The following is a 21718-nucleotide window of genomic DNA, read 5'->3' as shown; positions in this document are numbered from 1 at the left end:
AGTTGGTTATTTTAAATATCAGGTTCCAATTTTTTCTTTTACAACTTAACAATTCTACTTACCTCATATACCTTCTAAAACAGGTTTCATAATTAATGATAAATGACGTTTGTATCACATCAAAGGCATTTGCCTATATTTTTCAAAAAATGTGTCCTTTTTTTTCAATCTATTTCGATATATATAGTGAAAGGAGGTTTTATTATGAATGAAGTCAATCAAGTGACGATTATCTTTACTCAAATCAAACATAATTCTGAAGGTAAAGTAGTCGAACATAAGCGTCGTTTTTCTAACATTAATCCGCTTGTTTCTAATGATCAAATCAAATCTTTTCGTTCCATCATTGAACGTATCAGTGGCGAAGAGTATGACAAAGTCGAGATCGTTAAAACAGAATCTTTAATTTAAGGAGGATACATCAGTATGTCAAAAACTTTGGAACTCGTATTTAAATCAAATCTTAATAAACCCGTCAAATTACTATTACCCGATTTTAACGCTATTACTACAGAACAATTAATTAAAGAAAGTATGAACCAACTTTTAGAATTAGACATTTTAAGATTTAGTTTGGGAAAGCCTGTCAAAATTTATGCTGCACAACTTATTGATAAAAGTACAACTGTTATATTTGAAGATAAAAATTAATTCATAAAACATTATTTTTGACGCTTTATTTAAAGTACTAAAATCATAAAAAAGACTTATCGAAGAACAAATTTTTTAAAATTGTTCAAGTCTAAAAAAGAACTTAATTTACATTGTTCTTTTATTAATATGAAGTGAGATATCAAATTCAAAATGATGTCTCGCTTTTTTTAATTCTAAAACTTGTTTAATGTGCATTTTATTATAATGATTCATCAAAATAGTATCGGCTGTATGACACCTCGGAACATTCACAACTTATTTCTATACTTTGCTTATGGCTCAATCATTTTAGAAACATGATTATGAATGGTATGATAATCATATTAAATTGAGAAAGTTGGTTTTTATCATTGTTTTTTCTATATCTTTTAGGAATTTTTGTTGGCATGTTACTTCCTATTCAAACTTCAATCAACTCAAGGCTAAGCCAATTTACCCGTTCATCTTTTTATGCTTCAACCATATCTTTTGCTGTCGGAACAATATGCTTACTTGTGCTTAATATCATTATTCATCCACAAGTATTAACACCAGAATTCTTTTCTAAGCAAACACTTAACTATACTTGGGTCCTAGGAGGACTATTAGGTGTTATCTATTTAACTGGAAACTTATTATTATTACCAAGATTAGGCGCAGCACTTACTGTTGTTATTACGGTTACAGGGCAAATTATTATGGGTGTAATCATTGATACATTTGGATTATTGGGCGCCCATCAACAATCTTTTACATTATTTAAAGGTGTTGGAATTATATTTTTAATTACTGGAATTATATTTATGAATTATGTTCGTAGACATCCTGTTAATAGACATAAGAATACACCAATAGTATTCTGGTTGCTTATTGGATTCGTATTTGGTTTCGCTCCGCCAATCCAAACAACAATCAACAGCACACTGGCTCAACACACACACTCATCCATATTTGCTTCACTCATATCATTTAGCGTTGGTACAATAGCGTTATTTATATTAACATTAGTATTTAATCGTAGTCTGAAAATATCATCTACTCATAAAACACTAGGTAAGATTAAATCTATTTATTTTATTGGAGGGATACTAGGAATGGCATTCGTAACATCTAATATTATTTTAATGCCTTTCTTAGGAGCAGCTTTAACTACTATAATTGCTATGATGGGCCAAATGATTATGGGTATTATTATCGATCATTTCGGTTTGTTGGGTTCACCTAAAAACAAAATAACATCACGTAAGTTAGGTGGATTATTATGTATAGCTATAGGTATTATTTTATTACGATTATTTTAAATTCCTTATTCTGAATAAAAATTATCCGCTTATATTAATGTAGATTCCTCATACAAATAAATGTCTATTTCGAACTGCCAACAAAGATTTTGTCTTTGTTGGCAGTTTTTATGAGTGATTCTTCTTATAGTAACATTTATGTAGAATCATATATTTTAAAATTAAAGATAGCCTTCTATTTTTCAATTTATTAAATTGATTTACTTTATTTTTTGAAATAAAACAATATACAAACCAAAAGTAATGCTTATTTTAAAATTAATATATTTTCATTTAAAATAATAGTTTATAATAACCTCACAATAATATTATGAGGTGAACATCCATGACCAAGCAACGCATCGTTATTTCTTCATTACTATTCATTTTCATTCTCACAACTTGTAGTTTTAGTTACATTACTTTCTCTAAATTAACTTCTAAAACAGAAGATATTAAAAATATAAAAACTATAAAAGCAAAGCCCAAATTACTCCTTTCAACAACTGGTATACAAGCCCCTCTTAACAGCTATATTTTCTACTACACTCCCACTTTAGGACAACTCCAAAAACTTTTAGTAAAAAATCATAGCAAAGTATCTAAAAACACTCCAGTGTTAGAATATTACAATTATGAAAAAGATCATTTATATGAGGAACTCCAAAATACACTTAGTAATGAACGTAACAACAAAACTTTAAATTCTAAAAATGATTTACATTATTATTCATTCCTTAATCAGCTAAAATTACAAATGATTCAAACTAAATCCTCAATTAAATCCACTTTATTTTCACCAATTAATGGAAGTATTTCATATATTAATTCTATCCCTTCAAAACCAAACGAAAAGATAGTGCAAATTAATAGCAACGAACGTATTATTCGTGCTAATATATCAGAATCTGAGTTGAATTTATTAAAAATAAATCAAAATATTTCTGTAACATCTAGTGACAACACTCAATTTACTAGTAAAATTAAAGAAATTTCGAATATACCATCAAAAATAAAAAATGGCGTCTCATATTACGACATTTTACTTTCTACACAACCCAATCATCAAATTGGAACACACTTTAAAATCAAATTAGCCTCAAATGACATAGAGTTACCTACGTCAGCTATTGTTCAAAAACGCTATGTTTTAATTCTAAAAAACGGGAAAATTACAAAAAGAGAAGTAACATACAAAAAGAGTTTAAAAAGTGGGTATATTAATATAACTAAAGGCTTATTGATAGATGAAAAAGTTGTTAAAAATCCTACTTCTAAATTAATAAACATTTATATATAAAAAATGTTAGTAAAATTCTTTCCAAAAAGTATTCTTTTTAGTATAATTTTTATTAAATTAAGGAAAATTAGAAACAATCTTATTTTTTTTGAATATAGCAAATGCTACATTGCTAATTCAAGTATAAACTTTAAAAGATAATTTGTTTTATAAACACTTATTTGTTTACTTCTTAATTTTATTTAGTTATAATTAACTAAATAATATAGCATTAAATATATTCTTTAAATTTAAATTAATACTATATTATGACGGACACTTTCGTATTTTCATAAGAAAAATAGATATAAATTAATAAATTAGGGTATAGTATCCAAGTAATCTTAATTCAATAATATAATTAACTATCTTTAAATTTAAAAAGATGGGTTTTAAGATTTATGGATATGATATAAATAGGGAGGTTTCATTAATGGCTATTTCAAAAATCAATGACTGCTTTGAATTATTAGCTATGGTCACTTATGCTGACAGATTAAAAGGAATAATTAAAAAAGAATTCTCAATCAGCTTTGAAGAATTTGCAGTATTAACTTATATTAGTGAGAATAAAGAAGAGGAATATTATCTTAAAGATATTATCAATCACTTAAATTATAAACAACCTCAAGTTGTTAAAGCTGTTAAAAATTTATCTCAAGAAAATTACTTTAATAAAAAACGTAATGAACACGATGAAAGAACTGTTTTAATCTTAGTAGATTCTAAGCAGCGTAAAAAAATCGATGATTTACTTAAACGAGTAAACAACCGTATCACAGAAGCAAATAATGAAAATGAAGTATAATGGCTAGGGAGTAAAACAGATATTTCTTTCACTTATGAAAGATAAGACTGTTTTACTCTTTTATTAAGTTAATACGATAGTGATCTGAGTCCAAACTTTACTGCTACTACAAAACCCTCAAATGATTTTCCGACAATAATCATTTAAGGGTTTTTATTTATGTTCTTATTTTTTAACTAACAAAATCTAAGTAGAGTTTCAGGAATTTTTCTGGTTCCTCGATATGTGGTGCATGTCCTGAATTATCAAATACAATTTTTGTAACTTGATCATAATATTGATCCATATCATAATGACTTTTATTTTGTATGAGTGGGTCATACTTACCATTCACAATTAAAGTAGGTATGGACACATTATGATGAACACGAGTTAAATCTTTAATATTAAGCAATGCACGTACTGCAATTGCACTTTCTTCCGGAGTTGGTCTATTGTATAATTTTTGGCTTTGATACCATTTCATTGCTTTATCTTTCTCTTTAAATAATTTAGAGAATAAAATAATCATTGCCTCAGATTTATTAAAGCCTGCTAATTCTTCTTGGTAATCAACCATTAATTTGTTGAAACCATTTGCAATGTCTTCACTTTTGGCCGAAACAATTGTCAATGTAATCACTTTATATTGATATTTTTCAGTAAATTCACTCGCAATGATGCCCCCCATATCATGTCCTAAAATATGTGCAGAATCGATATTTAATGCTCCCATTAAATCATTTAAATCTTCAACATGATCTTTTAATTCATATGATTCTGTTCGTGAAGATTTTCCATGACCTCTGACATCATAAGTAATTACTCTATACTGCTTCTTGAGTTCATTTTTTAAATCTTTAAATCCTGCCAAGTTTCCATCTAATCCATGAATTAAAATGATGGGGATGCCTTCGCCTTCATCAATATAGTTAAGTTCAATCTGATTACAAATTTGAATTTTATTCATCTTGGCACCTCCCTTTAGTCATTTATATACCCATATTAAAATAGTGTTACGCTTTTAGGTTATTTTCAGTGTAATTAAATTATTTGTATATTAAAATAGTGATTCATTTTCTAAAACAAACTTATATGGTAAACAAATGATATATTTTAATAAATTAAAAAACTCAGAAAGATATGTCTAGCATATTTTCTGAGTTTAAATCTTTGTATTATGATGATTTAGTGCGTTCAGATAAACGTATCGTATAAAAAATGATTAGCACAACAAGTATAATCCAAATTGCTAAAGAGAAAAACTGTGCAATTTCCGGGTCAGTTACCATTGCATCTATTGTTTTTTGACAAAATAGTAAGCCAACTCCTACAAATTCTATACGTTTAAAGAATATACCAACAAGACTTAAAATAATTCCAGCGAAAAATACAAACTGATGACCATAGATAGAAATAGGAATAATAGCCCAGTTAAAGTGAAACCCTTGCATAATTACTAGAATTAAAGCAATAATACCAATGATTATTCCAGTTCTCATTTCATACTTATTACTGTATAGATAATTTTTTTTGGCAATACGCACATATAAAATGAGTGTTATTGGAAATATAACTAAGCAATAAAACAAGCTTATACCGGTAATTGCTTGAAAAGGTACATATTGTTTATCGTACAAATATGAAATAAGAATAAAGTTAATGATAAAGAAAATCATTGGATTGAGTTGTAATGCAAACAAATTACGCTGAATTGTTAATATTAATTGCGCAGGTGATTTACCTCTATATTCAATGTAATCTTGATCTTTTTCTTCAGACTTTTTAATATCTTGTCGATATTTTTCTTTTATATCATCAATTAAGTGTGGTGACATTCCTTTGTGACTAAAATAATCATTAATATTTTCGAGTAATACTTTATCATTCGTACGCATGATTTACTCCTTTTCATTTAAATCTTGATGTAATTTGTAGATTTCATAAGTTAATCATTTTCAAATTAAAATTTTATCATACATCTTACAATTTTACTTGAACATAATGATTAATCATATCATCATTAGCAACTAAAATGAAAAGAAGAGCTAAAGTGAAATCCATTTTACAAATTATGATTTCAACTTTAAACTCTTCAAATTTCAAACTATTTTATCTTATAAAACGTATATCCAATTCTTCTTATTTATTTAAATCTATACGATATAACTTCACATTTTTATCCTTTGGTGAATTTGAACTGAATTGATAACTTGCTTGATCTTTTTGAATATAGCCAAAGTTACCTGTAACATTATTATAATGTACACGACTTATAGCTTTATGACCAAGTTGTTGTTTTACGGCTTTGTATGAAGGGCCGTTTGCATCATTATATGTCATTGATACGCGTGTAACATTTCCTCTTTCTTTTTTACCATTAGCTGTTACTAGCAAAACACCTTTATCAGTTCTAAATTCGTAATACTTTTCATTACTATTTGGGTTATAAGAATAGATAGGATGACTATACTTTTTTAATACACTCTTCATTGATTCGCCTATCTTAACGTTTTCTAATGATTTATCACCTTTGTTTAATTGTTGTACTGTTTTCATTGAATTACCAGTTGCCGCTTCAACGTTGTTTCCAACGCTTACTCCAGTTAAAACTAATCCTAAAACAAGTAATGATGTTATTAGTTTCTTCATAAGCACTCACTCCTTTAATTCTTTATGTCTTCTGTGCTCATGTTAATTGTACTATAAATATTACTAAAATAACAATAATATTACAAAATGATTACGTGGATTTAGTAGATGACTTTTTTAACAACTGTTTTAGCGCTTATAGAGAAACCTATCTTTCTTAATTCATTGATTATTACCTTACAAAATCTCAGTGTGAACTCTTTTATTTAGGTGCATGTTGTTGAATGAAGTTTGTTGTCTCTTGAGTAAATTGAGCCTGTTCTTCAACAAAAGGATATGCACTTGAATGTTGATAGACGTTAAATTCACAGTGTTGAATCAAATCTGCGACTTCTTTAGCTTCTAGTGTAGTTGTACGTTCTCCGTGTTCTCCAGCAACAATAAGCGTAGGAACTTGAACATGCTTGAAAACATCTGCAATACCTTCAGATTTGAAGACATCTTTAACAGCTTGAATTTCTTCTTTAGTAGAAATACTATTTGTATCAACGACATGCTTTAAAAATTTATTCATCTTACGCGCTTTATAATATCTACGTTTATCTAAAAATTTTTCTTGCTTATCATCTTCCCAGTTACGTATTTTATGCGCATATTTTCTGAACAAGCGTTCTTCAGGCAATTCACCTTCTATTGAAGTAGGATTAACTAATGTGATTGAGGATATATAGCCAGGATTTCTAACAGACATATCAGCAGCAATAAGTGCCCCCATCTCGTGCCCAATAAATGCTGCTTCATCTATATATATAGCATCTAATAAAAATTTTATATCGTCAGCAAAGTCATAAAACTCTATATTTCTAGGCTTATCAGAGTAACCATGTCCTCTCAAATCGATAAGCACAACCTGAAAAGACTTTGCTAATACCTTAGCTAAATCATTAAAAACAGCATAATTATCAAAAGCGGTATGCACGAGTACGACAGGATATCCTTGTCCCATAGTACTATAGTGTAATGTTGTACCGTCTTGTTTAGTAATTAAATCCATTGCCATGTTGTTCTTCTCCTTCTGTTTCAAAATTATCTGGTAAAATTTTAAGCAATTCCTCTATGGTAGTAATCGTATAATCTACTTCTTCTGTTAATGGCTCCAATTCTGCATCTTCTTGTTTATACCACACACTTACCATCCCCATTGCACGTGCAGGAGCAACATCGTTTAATGCATCATCTCCGACATACATTATTTCAGATGGTTTAACCCCCAATTGATCAATCATATCTTCAAAGATTTTAGGATGTGGCTTACGATAGCCTACAGTTTCAGAAGTAGTTAAATAATTAATAACGTGCATAATACCCAATGAATGCAATCTAAATTGTTTAATTTTGGATTTCCCATTTGCAATCACACCAATCATGTAATGATGTTTCGATAACTTTTCTAATGTATACAAAGTATCATAGTAAGGGAAAACGTAACGATAGAAATGCATTTCAAAGTCATTAAATAAATCTTTCCATTTAAGACGGTCGATATGAAATTGTTTAATGATTTCCTTATATAGATCAGGTTTATCGTTGTCTTCATCATCGTCTAATTCAATAAATTTATTCTTATAATCTGCTAATTGCACATGAATAAAATAATCATGAAACCGTTCATATTGCTCTTCTATAAACTTTTCACGCGATTTTACTCTATCTAATAGAGTACCTTCTAAATCAAAGACGATAGCCTTAATGCAGTTTAAATTCATTTTCAATGACCTCTTAATATTTTAATAATACTATTGTAGCAAAAGAGTAGTGTGAACGTCATATGTTAGTCTGTTTAATTAAAATATAAAATAGGACTGGTACACCGAGCAATGCCATCACGATGCCTACAGGAATTTGTATAGGTTGTATCATTGTACTTCCTATAAAATCTGCAATTATCATGACTACAGCACCTATGATTATATTCAATAACATTTGTAAACCTATTTGATAACGCCAATAAAATTTTCTAATCAGTTGTGGAATAATCATGCCTATAAAACCAATAACTCCAACGTATGCGACCACAACTGCTGTCATGATGGAGGCTACTATAAGAACAATATACGTTACTTGTTGTACATTTAATCCTAGAGACTGACTTTTCAATTCACCAACTTGCAGTAATTTAATTCCTTTTTGCATTAAAAATAATACTATGATTGCGACAGATGCTATCAAACTAATAATCATAACATCCTGATATTCAGCTGATGCAAAACCACCGAACAGATAACTAGCAATTGGATTCATCTTCTTAGGATTAATCAAAACAAGCAAATACAATAATGCATTTAATAGTGCACCAAATAGTAATCCCGTTAATATAAGCATTTGAACAGGATATCCTTTGGCTAACATCGCTGAAACACTTAAAACAAGTAACAGTGTGATTAAACTGAAAATAATGGAAAATATAGGGAACCATAAAAAACTAAGTCCCAAAAATAAAGCAATTCCAGATCCTAATGATGCACCACTAGCTAATCCCAATGTAAAACTATCTGCAAGTGGATTATTTAACACAATTTGATACACTTGGCCAGCTAATGTAAGTACTGCACCAGTGAGCATGGCTTCAAGTAATCTAGGTAAACGAACCTGGAATAGTATGGTTTGATTAAAAACATCATCAAGTTTTCCTACATCCCAGCTTAAACTTAAGCTCATGCTTAATATTAAAATAAATAACCATATAATGACACTTCTATATTTATTCATAACTCTCTCTTTCAATACTTTCTTAATCACTATATTAACAAAACAATACTTAAAAAGTGTAAAACGACTGGCTTCCATTCGTTGCACGATTTAGTCATCGAGTAATGAAGTTGAATCAAATGGCATATTTGCATCAGTTTAATTCAATATCCGTCTATCATAAATATTAAAAATACCTGAGACAATAACTACTGTCCCAGGCGTTTGAAATACATCTCTGTCAGCTTATTAATAAAATTAATCATCTAAGTAAAATACAATACATAGTATTCAAATGACTATTTTTTATATATATCGTCTCTTAAATCCTTTAGACCTTCATCAATACGAGGACCTGGTCGAGAAACTTCATCCCCATCTACTGTTTCAATACGTGTATTTTTAACAGCATTAATTTTATCAAAACCGCCACGTTTTTTTATCATTTCTATGTAGTCTGATTTTGATTTACCTTCTGTGGAAATCAGAATATCAGGATTACGTTTAATAATGCTTTCTTTACTTACTGATTTCCAACCTTTAACATCATCAAAACTATTTTTAGCATCTAGTTTCTCTAACATATCGTTAAAGAAGGTATCTTTTCCGGCAGTGTAAATGTCTGGTTTAGACGATACTTCCATAAACACTTCTTGTTTCTTATGATGTTTAGGAACGGAGTTAATGATTTTTTCTACATTGTGTTTTGTTTCATCAACAAGTTCTTTAGCTTGTTTTTCACGATCCGTTAATTGTCCAATTGATTTAAAAGTATCATAAGTTTCATCAATCGATTGTGCATCTTTCACATAAACGACTTTTACTCCCTTATCTTTAAGTGACTTTAGCACTTTACCTGCAGAATTTTTCTGTGACTCATGCGCTAAAATCAAATCCGGTTTAGCTTTTATTAATTCTTCTTTATTTAAATTCATCGCATCGAATTGTTTTTTACCTTTTTTTACATCTTTAGGATAATCATCCACAGTGGATACACCAACTATATCTTCTCCGATTCCTAAGCGATATAAAATTTCTGTGTTACTAGGAATGAGCGAAATAATTCTATGATATTTTTTATCGCTTTTTTCAGTGTCTTTATTATTAGATGAATGATTGGCATCTTGACCACATGCAGCCAGTACTACAATCAATGCACATATAACTATCCATAGTTTACTTTTCATTTGGAGCATCACCCTTTCACAAATTATTTTTAATGTTCCTATTCATCATATCAAAATATACCAATATTTGTAGATACAATTTTATTTGATTTTCACAAAATATGAAAAAAGACAACTTTGAATTAAATCTATTAATATATTTAACCCCAACTTGCTTTGTCTGTAGAATTTCTCGTTGAAATTCTCTGTGTTGGGGCCACAACCCCAACTTGCTTTGTCCGTAGAATTTCTCATTGAAATTCTCTGTGTTGGGGCCACAACCCCAACTTGCTTTGTCCGTAGAATTTCTCGTTGAAATTTTCTGTGTTGGGGCCCCGACCCCAACTTGCCTTGTCTGTGGAATTTCTCGTTGAAATTTTCTGTGTTGATCAGTTTTATAATGTTAGTATCAATCGGTAAAATGCTAAAATGTCTGAGACAATCAACAATGTCCCAGACACATAATGTTTTATAATTTAATAAATGTTTTTATCGCGTCAGAAATGTATAAATTCAAACCACGTTCACGTTGCTTGTTAATAAACTTTACAAATCGCTCGTCCTCAATATAAATCTGAGCTATATATTCTAAAAATTGATTGTCACAATTAGGAACTTGTTCTTTCAAAATACATTGTAATTTCTTAGTTTTTCCACTTGCTTCAAGTATAGAAACTTTGTTTAAGTATAGTTGATTCATTTCGTCAAAAAACATATTTAATTGCTTATTAATTTCCTCAAAATGATTTTGCTGTTCTGATTCATCCTTACATTTTTGTTTATCTTTATATGCTTGATAATAATGAGTATCTCCATACTTACTTGCTGCTTCTTTTTCATACTGTTCATTTAAATTGAAATTTTGCATTGTAGTTACCTCAATCTCATCGTTATCTTTGTGAAAATGATGTTCTAACGTACGGATAATATCGTTTAAGCGATCTCTTTTTTTAACAATGTGATAAAAATTATCATGTAATATTTTAGTTCTAAAATCACTATCACCTTCAAAATACGTCTGTATTTGCTTTAATGTTAAATCTAATTCCTTTAAAAAGAGAATATATTGTAACTTTGAAATATCTTGAACATTATAATATCGGTATCCATTAGCACTCATTTGTTGTGGCACGAGTAACCCCTTTTCATGATAATAATGAAGCGTGCGTATACTAACTCCGGTAATGTCAGAAAGCGTTTTGGGACTGAAGCGTTCTTTCATCATTTCACCTCCTGAATTAAAGTATGAGGTATGACGTTACGTTAAGGTCAATACTTATTTTTTAAAATAGGTATCTAAAAAGGTATAGCGTTGTTTCCCCTTACCATTAAAATAATTTTTCCCAAAATTATCTAATAAAGCGTGAAACTCATTTGCATCTTGATTTGAAAATGATTCAGGAAGTGTTAATTCCTGTTTCAATTTATGATAACTTTCTGTATGTTGATATCCCAATTTTCTAAAAATACGTCTAGTATAACTATCAGGTATGAATTCTTTACCTTTAAAAATATATACTATTAAGACATCGGCGGTCTCTTCACCTATACCACGGATGGTGAGTAATTCTTTTCTTAAGCTATCACCGTATAACTTAGCTATACTACTATAATCAAAATGATGTTGATTTAACCATAGTAACAATGCCTGTATAGCCTTAGCTTTATTTTTATAGAAACCACTCGAACGTATCACTTGCTGCAACGATTCTAAAGGCATTTTCAATATCGTCTGTGCATTAAAAGAAGTTTCTTCTTTTAATCTTGATAACGCTATATCTGCATTGTTCCAATTAGTATTTTGGACTAGAATTGCCCCAAGCATCATTTCTATTGGCGTTTCTGCTGGCCACCAATATTGAGGGCCCATATTTTGATATAGAATTTGATATAATTTTTCTATTGATAACATGATTTCTCCCCCTACAAATCTTCGCATGATTGTTATATCTCGCATGCTACATTGTCCAATTTTCCCAAGAAGTCTGAGGTGTTGTCCTACCTAATTGTTAATATTCCTTTTATAACAAACTTTATGCTGTGTCCCAATATCGGTTTGCTTTGCTTGTTTTTTCTTTTTGGAATGCATCAATAATAAGGACTAAATAATGTAAGAGCCTGTACATATAAATATGTCACAGGCTCTCGTGTATCTATTTTATGAAGTTTTACATAGATTCTGGTGCTGTAACACCTACTAATGCTAATGCATTGTGCAAGGTAATACGCACCGCTTCAATCATAGCTACATGTGCTTTAGTTTTTTCCGTATCATCTGTAAGCACTTTTTCAGCATTATAAAATTTATGGAATGCTGCAGCTAGATCCTGAATATAATTAGTTAGACGATGAGGTGCACGATGTTCGGCTGCACTCTCTATCGTCGATTCGAATTCTGCTACTTTTTTTAATAAGTCTATTGCTTTATCATTATTTATTTTAGAAAAGTCTGCATCAGTAGACACTTCAATACCTTGTTCTTTAGCTTGCTTTAGAATAGAACAAATTCGTGCATGTGCATATTGTGCGTAATAAATTGGATTGTCTTGAGATTGCTCTTTAGCTAACTCTAAATCAAAGTCAAAATGAGAATCAGGACTACGCATTGTTAAGAAATAACGTGCAGCATCGATACCGACTTCATCCATAATTTCACGTAAAGTAATCGCATTGCCTGTACGCTTACTCATCTTCACTTCTTCTCCGTTTTGCATAAGGCGAACCATTTGCATAATTTGAATTTCAAGACGATCGCTGTCTACACCAAATGTTTCTAAGCTAGCTTTGAGACGGTTAATATAACCGTGGTGATCAGCACCCATTAAATCAATTAAAATATCATTTCCTCTATTAATCTTATTGTAGTGATAGGCCGTATCTGGTGTGAAATAAGTGTAATTACCGTCTTTTTTTATTAATACACGATCTTTATCGTCTTTAAAGTCACTTGTACGTAACCAAGTCGCGCCATCTGCTTCATACGTATAGCCTAGCTCTTTCATTTTAGATAATGTATTTTTAATCGCGCCATTTTCATATAAAGATGTTTCGCTAAACCAATTATCAAAGTGCACGTTAAAATCAGATAAATCCTTTTTTAATTTTTCCATTTCATAATCGACACCAAGTTGTCTAAACGTTTTTAAGCGTTCTTCATCAGAGTAGTCTTTTATTTCTGGATGTTTAACAGCGAGATCTTTACCGATTTCAATAATGTCTTTACCATTATAACCGTCTGCCGGCATCTCATAACTCGTATCACCTAAAGCTTCGAAGTATCGTGCTTCAATTGATCGTGCTAAATTAGTGATTTGATTACCTGCGTCATTAATATAATATTCACGTGTAACATTGTAACCAGCCGCAATGAGAATATTAGCTAAAGAATCGCCTACAGCTGCATTCCTAGCATGACCAATATGTAAGTCTCCTGTTGGATTAGCTGATACATATTCTAATAAAATGTTAGTATTCTTAGATTGTGTTGCATATCCAAATCGATCACCTTTTGTGATAGCTTCTGGAATAATGTCTGTTAAATATTGATTATCCAGATAAAAGTTGATGAAACCTGGCCCAGCAATATCAACCTGTTTAACGTGTGCTTTGCTTGTATCTAAATGATCGACAATAGCTTGCGCAATTTCACGTGGATTACGCTTAGCAATTTTTGTTAAAACCATAGCAATATTAGAAGAATAATCTCCATTTTTAGTATCTTTAGGTATTTCAATTTTAATTTCTGGAATATCTTCTGCGAGGTTAGCTTTTCTAATACTAGCTTCTATTTCTTCTATTAGCGTCTGTTTAACCTGATCGATTATATTCATTCGCTTATCTCCTTATAATTTATTTCATATTGATAAGAACCCATCTTTTGTTCATCTTGATATAACTCATAATGTATTTTAAGTTTACCGCCATTATGAGTAACGAAATGCATAAGGCTTAGTGTTTTAACAGTTAAAGGTATTTTTCCGGTAGGTACATCATAGAGTGTTGTCGTCTCATGTCCTTCGACGAAATGTAAGTTCATATTAATGTCGCCTTTACGAATTAACTTTACACCGCTATCTTCAATTTTAATCGTAACATTAACTTTAGCATCTTCAATTTGTTCTTCGTAACGTATAAAATCTGCAAATTTTTGTTGCCAAGAACCTTTTGTAGTAAACTCAAATCTCTGCTTTTCACCATTCTGTTTCAAAACTTGACGGGTTTGAATGTTAATATTTTTATTCAATTTACTACTCACCTTAACCCTTACAATAATAAATGTCATTATAGCATAAAACTGCTATTGCTTGTAGTACTCAAGACATGTGTTCATGTCAAAAATTTACACAATATGAAAAGAACCTGAAACATTAATCTTGTCTCAGATTCTTTTCACATATTCACAATTCATAACTGAGGTGAAAGTGGTGCTTTCCTATTCTAGATATTGTTGCCATAGAGAACTCACACATTTAATATAAATGTCACCTATCACTTCAATCAGATTTACAATTATTCAACATCAATAATGTCAATTTCATATTTTTTTAATAAAAATCTATATTTATCGAAATATACGATGCCGAATATCATTGCTGCAATGATGAACATTGTCTTTTTCATCTTTTAACCTCATATTCCTCAAAATATTTTTAAATCTATAATATATTATAGCATTATCAAATTGTATTTCTATAAAATATTCAAGGTTAGAGTTAGTTTTCAATCATATATTTTAGAGGAAATGCCCATCTTCAAATATAACACGCTCTTTTTTATTTTGAATAAAGTAATTAAAATTATTATTTTGAAAATCACTTAAAAGAGCTTTAGATGTACTATAGTTAAACATAAAATCCTCTGTCTCAATAAACATTTTTTTAAAAAGCAGTCCGTCTTTTAAAGTGATTTTTTTATATCATTATAATCGACTTCATCTACTTTAATATATTCAAAAGTGTTAAAATTTACATTTAAAAGAGCCAAGAATTTTTTTCCAAAATAATAAACGTGTAATGGTTGTCTCTTATTTTGCCCAATAAGGAGACGACCTTTTTCAAATGTTTGTTGTGGAAAATTTAAATCTAAAAATTCTAAAATTTCATCTTCTTTTAATTTAAATCGCATAATTAGCCCTTCCTTTTTTACATTCACAAATCAAAAGATAGTTTAATTTCTAAATATTATATTATCTTTTATGTTCACTTTCAGTGCGTGCTTTTCATATCAATTACCATTCGACCCGTAATTGTTCCTTTTTCCATTTCATCAAAAATATCGTTAATTTCAGATAATTGTCTTAATTGGATTTTAGGAATAACTTTATTTTCGGCAGCAAATTGAAATGCTTCTCTTAAATCTTGTCTGGTACCAACTAATGAACCAACGACTTCAATTCCATCAAGCACTAAACGTGGAATATCTAAATCCATTTTATCTACTGGAAGTCCTACTGCTACCACACGTGCACCCGCCTTAACAACATCAACTGCTTGATTAAAAGGTGTTTTAGCTACAGCAGTAATCACCGTTGCATCTAATCCTTTATTATTCGTTAGACGATTAACTTCCTCAATAGGATCAACATTAGTTGAATTTATGATTGCATCAGCACCAAGCTCTTTAGCAAAATTTAATTTATCATCATTAATGTCAAATGCAACGACTTTCGCGCCCATTACGTTTTTGGCGTATTGCAATGCTAAATTACCTAATCCTCCCACACCAAATACGCCTAACCATTGTCCTGGTTCGATACCACTCACTTTTACTGCTTTATATGTTGTCACACCTGCACAGGTAATAGATGAAGCAGCCGCTGGATCAAGATTTTCGGGAACTTTAACTGCATAATTCGCATCAACAATGACTTCTTCAGCCATTGCCCCATCAACAGTATATCCGGCATTAAGGACATCCCTGCATAATGTTTCTCTACCAGTTGTGCAATACTCACAATTACCACATGCTGCATACATCCATGCTATAGATACACGATCCCCTACCTTTAATGAATCTACGTTATCAGCAATTTTAATGACACGTCCAATTCCTTCATGTCCTAATGTTACACCTGTTACGTCACCGAAATCTGCATTTTTAACATGTAAATCAGTATGACATACACCACAATATTCAGTCTTTACTAATGCTTCTCCAGGTCTTAATTCTCTTAAACGTTTTTCTTCAATACTTACTCTATGATCTTTGGTTACTACAGCTGCTTTCATAAAAAGCCCTCCCTAGTATTAAAGTGTAATTCTATTACTTCCACCCTTATTTTACACTCTTTTGAAATCGTTTTCCAAAAGTCCTTTCATTTATACTGAATTTTTTGTAAATTGTATATAGAGCGACATAATATCGTCACTTTTATAGCATATTTTATGATTTATTCATATATTTTATTTTTTAACTATATATATATATCATGTCAGTGAAAAGTCATCGCTCTTAATCACACCTTATAATTTTGGGGATGAAGGTGTTTATTTTAAAAATCTTAATTGGAGGGGATAAAAGTGAAGACGCAAGTTTTGTACGGAAAATCTGAAATTGAAATCAATGTGCCTGATGATAGCACAATCATAGAGCCTCAAAACATCGACGCTATTCAAGATTATGAATCAACAATTAAAAATGTATTAAGAAACCCCACAAATTCTAAACCTTTAAAAGAAATGGTAAACAGTAATGATATTGTTTCTATTGTTATTAGTGATATTACACGTCCAACGCCCAACCATATTCTTGTACCTTTACTAATTGAGGAATTAAATCATGTTCCTCGTGAGAATTTCGTAATTATTAATGGTACAGGGACTCATCGAGATCAAACGCGAGATGAATTGATTCAAATGTTAGGTGAAGATATTGTAAATTCAGTAAAAATCGTTCACAATCATTGCTCAGAAAAAGAAAGTCTAGCTAAAGTGGGACACAGTCAATATGGATGTGATGTTTATTTAAACAAAGCATATGTAGAATCCGATTTTAAAATTGTAACAGGTTTTATTGAACCACACTTTTTCGCCGGATTTTCAGGTGGACCTAAAGGGATAATGCCTGGAATTGCAGGTTTAGAAACAATTCAAACATTTCATAATGCAAAAATGATTGGCGATCCGAGATCAACGTGGGGAAATTTAGAAGACAATCCAGTTCAAGATATGGCACGGGAAGTTAACCGTATGTGTAAACCTGACTTTTTACTTAATGTTGCATTGAATAAAAGTAAAGAAATTACTGCAGCATTTGCTGGTGAAATCTTAGATACACACAAAGAAGGATGCGCATATGTAAAAGATCATGCAATGTTTAAATGTGAGCAACGCTTTGATATTGTTATCGCATCAAATTCTGGCTATCCTTTAGATCAAAATTTATATCAAACAGTTAAAGGGATGAGTGCAGCGAGTAAAGTTGTTAAAAAAGACGGTCATATTATTATGGTATCTGAGTGTGCAGATGGCTTTCCTGATCATGGTAAGTTTGCCGAAATTTTCAAAATGGCAGACACACCTCAAGGTATTTTAGAACTTATTCACAATCCAAACTTTAAGGAAGTTGACCAATGGCAAGTACAAAAACAAGCAAGTATTCAAACTTTTGCCAATGTGCATGTTTATTCAGAACTTACTGACCAACAACTTAAAGACTCGATGTTAATCCCAACCTCTAACATTGAACATACAATACAAGAATTAGAACATCGATATGGCCGTAAATTAACCATTGGTGTTATGCCACAAGGTCCTTTAACAATACCGTACGTAGAAGATAAAGAATAATAAATGGAGGATGGAAACTATGACTGAATTAAATACTAAAGAAATGAAATTAGACGCACTATTGAAAGACATGCAGAGTGTAGTAATTGCCTTCTCAGGTGGAGTAGATAGTAGCTTGTTACTGAAAAAAGCGATTGATATTTTAGGTGTTAACTATGTTAAACCTGTTGTAGTAAAATCAGAATTATTTAGAAATGAAGAGTTTGAACTAGCGCTTAAACTTGGACAAAGTCTAGGTGTTGAAGTATTAGAAACTGAAATGTCTGAACTTCAAGATGCGAATATCGTTAAAAATACGCCTGAAAGTTGGTACTATAGCAAGCGCTTGATGTATAGTCAACTTGAGAATATTAAGAATAAACTAGGATTTAATTATGTGCTAGATGGTATGATTATGGATGACTTAGATGATTTTCGTCCCGGATTAAAAGCAAGAGACGACTTTGGTGTTCGTAGCGTTTTACAAGAAGCAAAACTATATAAATCTGAAGTTAGAAAATTAAGTCATCAACATGACTTGCCTGTATGGAATAAACCAGCCTTATGTAGTCTAGCATCAAGAATACCTTATGGTGAGGAATTAAGTTTTACAAAAGTTAACAAGGTCAACGAAGCAGAAAAATTCATTTTAAGCCTAGGTATTAACCACGTACGAGTACGCTATCATCACAACATAGCACGCATTGAAGTAACAGAAGATCAATTAAATAATCTTCTTAAATTGAAAGACAGTATCATATTACATTTGAAAGAATTAGGATTTGACTATGTAACAATGGATTTAGAAGGCTATCGTACAGGTAGTATGAATGAAATCATTGATACCAAATCTACAAGTTTTAAATAAGGATGTGAGTACCTATGAGCCATAGTTATAATTCTATAGAAGAGGTGCTCAAAGCTGTAAAATCAAATCAACTATCTATTAATGATGCTAAAGCCCAACTCAGTCATTATGACGAATTGGGCTTTGCTAAAATTGACTTACATAGAGCACAGCGTCAAGGATTTCCCGAAGTTATCTTTGGGCAAGGAAAAACAAAAGAACAAATCACTAAAATCATCTCTAGTTTGATATTTCATAATGAAGTTATTCTAGTGACACGTGTTGATGAAATGAAAGCAAAATACATTTTACAACATTATCCAAACTTGGAATATCATCAAACTGCACAGTTAATTAGCACTCCACTAAAAGATATACCACAATCTAAATACTATGTTTCTGTACTTTGTGCTGGAACTTCTGATTTACCTATTGCAGAAGAAGCTGCATTAACCGCTGAAATCATGGGAGTAAGTGTAAAACGATTTTATGATGTCGGGGTTTCAGGTATTCATCGCTTATTATCCAACATTCATGATATACGCAGAGGGAAAGTTTCTATCGTTATAGCTGGAATGGAAGGCGCTTTAGCAAGTGTTGTTGGAGGATTAGTCAACCACCCTGTATATGCAGTACCAACGAGTGTAGGTTATGGAGCAAACTTGAATGGGGTTACCACCCTATTATCAATGATAAATAGTTGCGCACCCGGAACCAGCGTATTAAATATCAATAATGGATTTGGTGGCGGTTACAACGCTGCACAGATTATTCATATGCTAGAAAATAAAGAGAGTGAGGTATCTTTATGACAAAAGCATTATATTTAGATTGCCACGCAGGTATTGCCGGAGATATGCTACTTTCTGCTTTAGTTGATTTAGGAGCAAACCCTGAAGACATTGAATCAGAACTAAAAAAATTACCTTTAGATCAATTTAAGCTACATTTTCAAAAAAGAGTAAAACAAGGTATTCATGCAATGACATTAAACATTGATGTTAAAGAAGCAAATCATCATCGTCACGTTAATGATATATTTAAAATGATAGATGACAGTACACTTCCGGAAAGGGTTAAATATCGCAGTAAGAAAATTTTTGAAATCATTGGTCAAGCAGAAGCTAAAATTCATGGCATGTCGTTTGAAGAAGTTCACTTTCATGAAGTGGGGGCAATGGACTCTATTATAGATATTATTGGTGGGTGTATTGCACTAGAACAACTAGGGATTAACACATTATACTGTTCAGCTATTCCAACAGGTCATGGTAAAATCAATATTGCTCATGGCATTTATCCAATCCCTGCACCAGCTACTGCTGAAATTCTTAAAGGTATACCAATCGCACATTTTGATGTTCAAAGTGAACTCACAACCCCTACTGGTGCTGCATTTGCTAAGGGACTTGTTTCATCGTTTGGGCCATTTCCTTCAGCAACAATACAACATATAGGCTATGGCGCCGGCAGTAAGGATTTTGATTTCCCTAATATATTAAGGGTTATTCAATTTGAATCTGAATTCGAGCAACAAGATAGCGTCCAAGTAATAGAGTGTCAAATAGATGATATGACACCTGAAGCATTAGGTTATTTTATGAATAATGCGTTAGAGCAAGGTGCTTTAGATGCTTACTATACGCCTATATTTATGAAAAAAAGTCGCCCAAGCACGCAGTTAACGTTAATATGTAAATTACATGATAAGACATATTTCGAACAACTTATCTTACAAGAAACAAGTTCTTTAGGCGTCAGAAGTACTTCTGTTAATAGAAAGACCTTGAACCGCGCATTCAAAATTCTTTCTACACAACACGGCACTGTTTCCATTAAATTTGGCCTACAAAATGGAAAAATTATGAAAATGAAACCCGAGTATGAAGATTTGAAGAAAATAGCTAAAACTACAAAACAACCGTTTCAAGTAATTCATAACGAGGTATTACAACAACTCTATCAAACATATCATATAGGAAATATACTTCAATAAATTAGTTTTATTCATTTAAATTTTGCACATCAAAAAAGGATAGGGACAGTCATTCTACATAAAACAGTCACCTATCCTTTTATTCTATTCAAATGCTCGATATAGTTCTTCACTAGAATTATTCCACATTTCAACGTTATGATTTTGTAGAAATTCTTTTAAAATTTGTTTGTTATCATCACCGATTTGGTCGATGATAAATTGATGTTTCATAGACTTATCCATCATATTAACATGTTCTGGCATGCTCTTATAACCACGTCTAATACTTTTGTTAACTAATAAATAGCATGCAGTCACACCCGCATAATATGGCCCTTCTTCACTACGTTCGGTCGTCACCCAACATAGCCAGTATGCTTTAGCCTCCTCACCTTCAACTTGTGATTTGTCAGTAATCCACTTGACACCCTTTTCAACTTCAGCACGTGCGTGCATACCACCAATATCAACAAATGCCTTCTGATTTTCAACATCTATAAAAACCGGGGCAATATTATCTAAACTAATCGAACCAATATTGGTTCCTTTATGACCATCTAGTGGATCATTTTTTATAATATTGAAATTGAAACCTTTTTTCTCAGACAAACGAGATACCTCCTAATAAGTCATCAAATAAAG

The 21718-nt window shown here is 31.1% G+C and carries 22 protein-coding genes and 1 pseudogene; 9 read left to right on the top strand and 14 right to left on the bottom strand.

The window, feature by feature from the left end; genetic code table 11:
- Positions 1-204: 204 nt before the first annotated feature.
- From sroA to sarA, 5 genes are all read left to right on the top strand, one after another.
- On the top strand, positions 205-411 hold the full coding sequence (gene sroA, locus AC1Q7N_RS06075; RefSeq protein WP_001832147.1) for a sigS mRNA-stabilizing protein SroA: 207 nt from the start codon (positions 205-207) through the stop codon (positions 409-411).
- 15 nt (positions 412-426) lie between these two features.
- Positions 427-651: a DUF2922 domain-containing protein gene (locus AC1Q7N_RS06070; protein WP_002438795.1), complete on the top strand. Its 225-nt coding sequence runs from the start codon at positions 427-429 to the stop codon at positions 649-651.
- 353 nt (positions 652-1004) lie between these two features.
- The gene (locus tag AC1Q7N_RS06065) at positions 1005-1934 is read left to right on the top strand and encodes a DMT family transporter (protein WP_001832125.1); all 930 of its coding nucleotides are present in this window, start codon (positions 1005-1007) and stop codon (positions 1932-1934) included.
- 325 nt (positions 1935-2259) lie between these two features.
- Positions 2260-3213 carry an efflux RND transporter periplasmic adaptor subunit gene (locus AC1Q7N_RS06060; RefSeq protein WP_002438787.1) on the top strand — a complete coding sequence of 318 codons (954 nt, stop codon included), beginning with the start codon at positions 2260-2262 and terminating at the stop codon, positions 3211-3213.
- A 412-nt stretch (positions 3214-3625) separates the two neighbouring features.
- Positions 3626-4000, top strand: coding sequence for a global transcriptional regulator SarA (gene sarA, locus AC1Q7N_RS06055; RefSeq protein WP_001832055.1), 375 nt, complete (start codon positions 3626-3628; stop codon positions 3998-4000).
- Positions 4001-4172: 172 nt separating this feature from the next.
- Here the strand turns inward: sarA and AC1Q7N_RS06050 are convergent, their stop codons facing one another.
- The 13 genes and pseudogenes from AC1Q7N_RS06050 to adhP form a co-directional block, all read right to left on the bottom strand.
- Positions 4173-4949, bottom strand: coding sequence for an alpha/beta fold hydrolase (locus tag AC1Q7N_RS06050; protein WP_001832174.1), 777 nt, complete (start codon positions 4947-4949; stop codon positions 4173-4175).
- A gap of 208 nt (positions 4950-5157) precedes the next feature.
- Positions 5158-5877, bottom strand: a complete 720-nt coding sequence (locus AC1Q7N_RS06045; RefSeq protein ID WP_002456002.1) for a hypothetical protein — start codon at positions 5875-5877, stop codon at positions 5158-5160.
- Positions 5878-6121: 244 nt separating this feature from the next.
- Positions 6122-6631 (bottom strand): SA0570 family protein, encoded by a 510-nt coding sequence (locus AC1Q7N_RS06040; RefSeq protein WP_002438783.1) that lies wholly within the window; start codon positions 6629-6631, stop codon positions 6122-6124.
- A gap of 202 nt (positions 6632-6833) precedes the next feature.
- Entirely contained in the window at positions 6834-7631 is a 798-nt protein-coding gene (locus AC1Q7N_RS06035) for an alpha/beta fold hydrolase (protein ID WP_002438782.1), read from the bottom strand.
- Positions 7609-8337, bottom strand: coding sequence for an HAD family hydrolase (locus tag AC1Q7N_RS06030; RefSeq protein WP_001832134.1), 729 nt, complete (start codon positions 8335-8337; stop codon positions 7609-7611). Before AC1Q7N_RS06030 ends, AC1Q7N_RS06035 begins: the two co-directional genes overlap by 23 nt.
- Positions 8338-8395: 58 nt before the next feature.
- A complete protein-coding gene (locus tag AC1Q7N_RS06025; RefSeq protein WP_002456003.1) occupies positions 8396-9340 on the bottom strand; it encodes a FecCD family ABC transporter permease in 945 nt (314 codons plus the stop codon).
- A gap of 278 nt (positions 9341-9618) precedes the next feature.
- Positions 9619-10506 (bottom strand): ABC transporter substrate-binding protein, encoded by an 888-nt coding sequence (locus AC1Q7N_RS06020; protein ID WP_002456004.1) that lies wholly within the window; start codon positions 10504-10506, stop codon positions 9619-9621.
- A 448-nt stretch (positions 10507-10954) separates the two neighbouring features.
- A complete protein-coding gene (locus tag AC1Q7N_RS06015) occupies positions 10955-11707 on the bottom strand; it encodes a MerR family transcriptional regulator (RefSeq protein ID WP_002438776.1) in 753 nt (250 codons plus the stop codon).
- A gap of 54 nt (positions 11708-11761) precedes the next feature.
- A complete protein-coding gene (locus AC1Q7N_RS06010) occupies positions 11762-12397 on the bottom strand; it encodes an endonuclease III domain-containing protein (protein WP_002456006.1) in 636 nt (211 codons plus the stop codon).
- Between the two features lie 256 nt (positions 12398-12653).
- Positions 12654-14315: an arginine--tRNA ligase gene (gene argS / locus AC1Q7N_RS06005; RefSeq protein ID WP_002438772.1), complete on the bottom strand. Its 1662-nt coding sequence runs from the start codon at positions 14313-14315 to the stop codon at positions 12654-12656.
- A complete protein-coding gene (locus tag AC1Q7N_RS06000; protein WP_002456007.1) occupies positions 14312-14728 on the bottom strand; it encodes a YwiB family protein in 417 nt (138 codons plus the stop codon). The genes argS and AC1Q7N_RS06000 overlap by 4 nt, the downstream gene beginning before the upstream one ends.
- Before the next feature lie 489 nt (positions 14729-15217).
- Positions 15218-15609: pseudogene (locus tag AC1Q7N_RS05995) on the bottom strand (hypothetical protein).
- 80 nt (positions 15610-15689) lie between these two features.
- Positions 15690-16712, bottom strand: coding sequence for an alcohol dehydrogenase AdhP (adhP, locus tag AC1Q7N_RS05990; RefSeq protein ID WP_002438761.1), 1023 nt, complete (start codon positions 16710-16712; stop codon positions 15690-15692).
- A 291-nt stretch (positions 16713-17003) separates the two neighbouring features.
- On the opposite strand from adhP, the gene larA reads away from it, so the two are divergent.
- From larA to larC, 4 genes are read left to right on the top strand one after another with little or no spacing between them, the layout of a single operon-like run.
- Positions 17004-18272: a nickel-dependent lactate racemase gene (gene larA / locus AC1Q7N_RS05985; protein WP_002456009.1), complete on the top strand. Its 1269-nt coding sequence runs from the start codon at positions 17004-17006 to the stop codon at positions 18270-18272.
- Positions 18273-18291: 19 nt separating this feature from the next.
- Positions 18292-19119, top strand: coding sequence for an ATP-dependent sacrificial sulfur transferase LarE (larE, locus tag AC1Q7N_RS05980; protein ID WP_186311566.1), 828 nt, complete (start codon positions 18292-18294; stop codon positions 19117-19119).
- A 14-nt stretch (positions 19120-19133) separates the two neighbouring features.
- On the top strand, positions 19134-19910 hold the full coding sequence (gene larB / locus AC1Q7N_RS05975; protein ID WP_002438755.1) for a nickel pincer cofactor biosynthesis protein LarB: 777 nt from the start codon (positions 19134-19136) through the stop codon (positions 19908-19910).
- A complete protein-coding gene (larC, locus tag AC1Q7N_RS05970; protein ID WP_002438754.1) occupies positions 19907-21094 on the top strand; it encodes a nickel pincer cofactor biosynthesis protein LarC in 1188 nt (395 codons plus the stop codon). The genes larB and larC overlap by 4 nt, the downstream gene beginning before the upstream one ends.
- A gap of 84 nt (positions 21095-21178) precedes the next feature.
- Here the strand turns inward: larC and AC1Q7N_RS05965 are convergent, their stop codons facing one another.
- Complete coding sequence (locus AC1Q7N_RS05965) at positions 21179-21685, bottom strand: YwhD family protein (RefSeq protein ID WP_002438753.1); 507 nt, start codon at positions 21683-21685, stop codon at positions 21179-21181.
- Between the last annotated feature and the right edge of the window lie 33 nt (positions 21686-21718).

Source organism: Staphylococcus sp. GW823-FHT05F06 (assembly GCF_058795495.1).
Note: the sequence above shows the minus strand (reverse complement) of the source record. Positions and strands in the feature narration are given on the sequence as shown.

Excerpts from the sequence above, each read along its gene's own strand:
- sarA (WP_001832055.1), top strand. The coding sequence starts at position 3,626 with ATGGCTATTTCAAAAATCAATGACTGCTTTGAATTATTAGCTATGGTC.
- larC (WP_002438754.1), top strand. The coding sequence starts at position 19,907 with ATGACAAAAGCATTATATTTAGATTGCCACGCAGGTATTGCCGGAGAT.
- larB (WP_002438755.1), top strand. The coding sequence starts at position 19,134 with ATGAGCCATAGTTATAATTCTATAGAAGAGGTGCTCAAAGCTGTAAAA.
- AC1Q7N_RS06015 (WP_002438776.1), bottom strand. The coding sequence starts at position 11,707 with ATGAAAGAACGCTTCAGTCCCAAAACGCTTTCTGACATTACCGGAGTT.
- sroA (WP_001832147.1), top strand. The coding sequence starts at position 205 with ATGAATGAAGTCAATCAAGTGACGATTATCTTTACTCAAATCAAACAT.
- AC1Q7N_RS06060 (WP_002438787.1), top strand. The coding sequence starts at position 2,260 with ATGACCAAGCAACGCATCGTTATTTCTTCATTACTATTCATTTTCATT.
- AC1Q7N_RS06050 (WP_001832174.1), bottom strand. The coding sequence starts at position 4,949 with ATGAATAAAATTCAAATTTGTAATCAGATTGAACTTAACTATATTGAT.
- AC1Q7N_RS06035 (WP_002438782.1), bottom strand. The coding sequence starts at position 7,631 with ATGGCAATGGATTTAATTACTAAACAAGACGGTACAACATTACACTAT.
- AC1Q7N_RS06025 (WP_002456003.1), bottom strand. The coding sequence starts at position 9,340 with ATGAATAAATATAGAAGTGTCATTATATGGTTATTTATTTTAATATTA.
- AC1Q7N_RS06010 (WP_002456006.1), bottom strand. The coding sequence starts at position 12,397 with ATGTTATCAATAGAAAAATTATATCAAATTCTATATCAAAATATGGGC.
- adhP (WP_002438761.1), bottom strand. The coding sequence starts at position 16,712 with ATGAAAGCAGCTGTAGTAACCAAAGATCATAGAGTAAGTATTGAAGAA.
- AC1Q7N_RS06030 (WP_001832134.1), bottom strand. The coding sequence starts at position 8,337 with ATGAATTTAAACTGCATTAAGGCTATCGTCTTTGATTTAGAAGGTACT.
- AC1Q7N_RS06040 (WP_002438783.1), bottom strand. The coding sequence starts at position 6,631 with ATGAAGAAACTAATAACATCATTACTTGTTTTAGGATTAGTTTTAACT.
- larE (WP_186311566.1), top strand. The coding sequence starts at position 18,292 with ATGACTGAATTAAATACTAAAGAAATGAAATTAGACGCACTATTGAAA.
- argS (WP_002438772.1), bottom strand. The coding sequence starts at position 14,315 with ATGAATATAATCGATCAGGTTAAACAGACGCTAATAGAAGAAATAGAA.
- AC1Q7N_RS06070 (WP_002438795.1), top strand. The coding sequence starts at position 427 with ATGTCAAAAACTTTGGAACTCGTATTTAAATCAAATCTTAATAAACCC.
- AC1Q7N_RS06045 (WP_002456002.1), bottom strand. The coding sequence starts at position 5,877 with ATGCGTACGAATGATAAAGTATTACTCGAAAATATTAATGATTATTTT.
- AC1Q7N_RS06020 (WP_002456004.1), bottom strand. The coding sequence starts at position 10,506 with ATGAAAAGTAAACTATGGATAGTTATATGTGCATTGATTGTAGTACTG.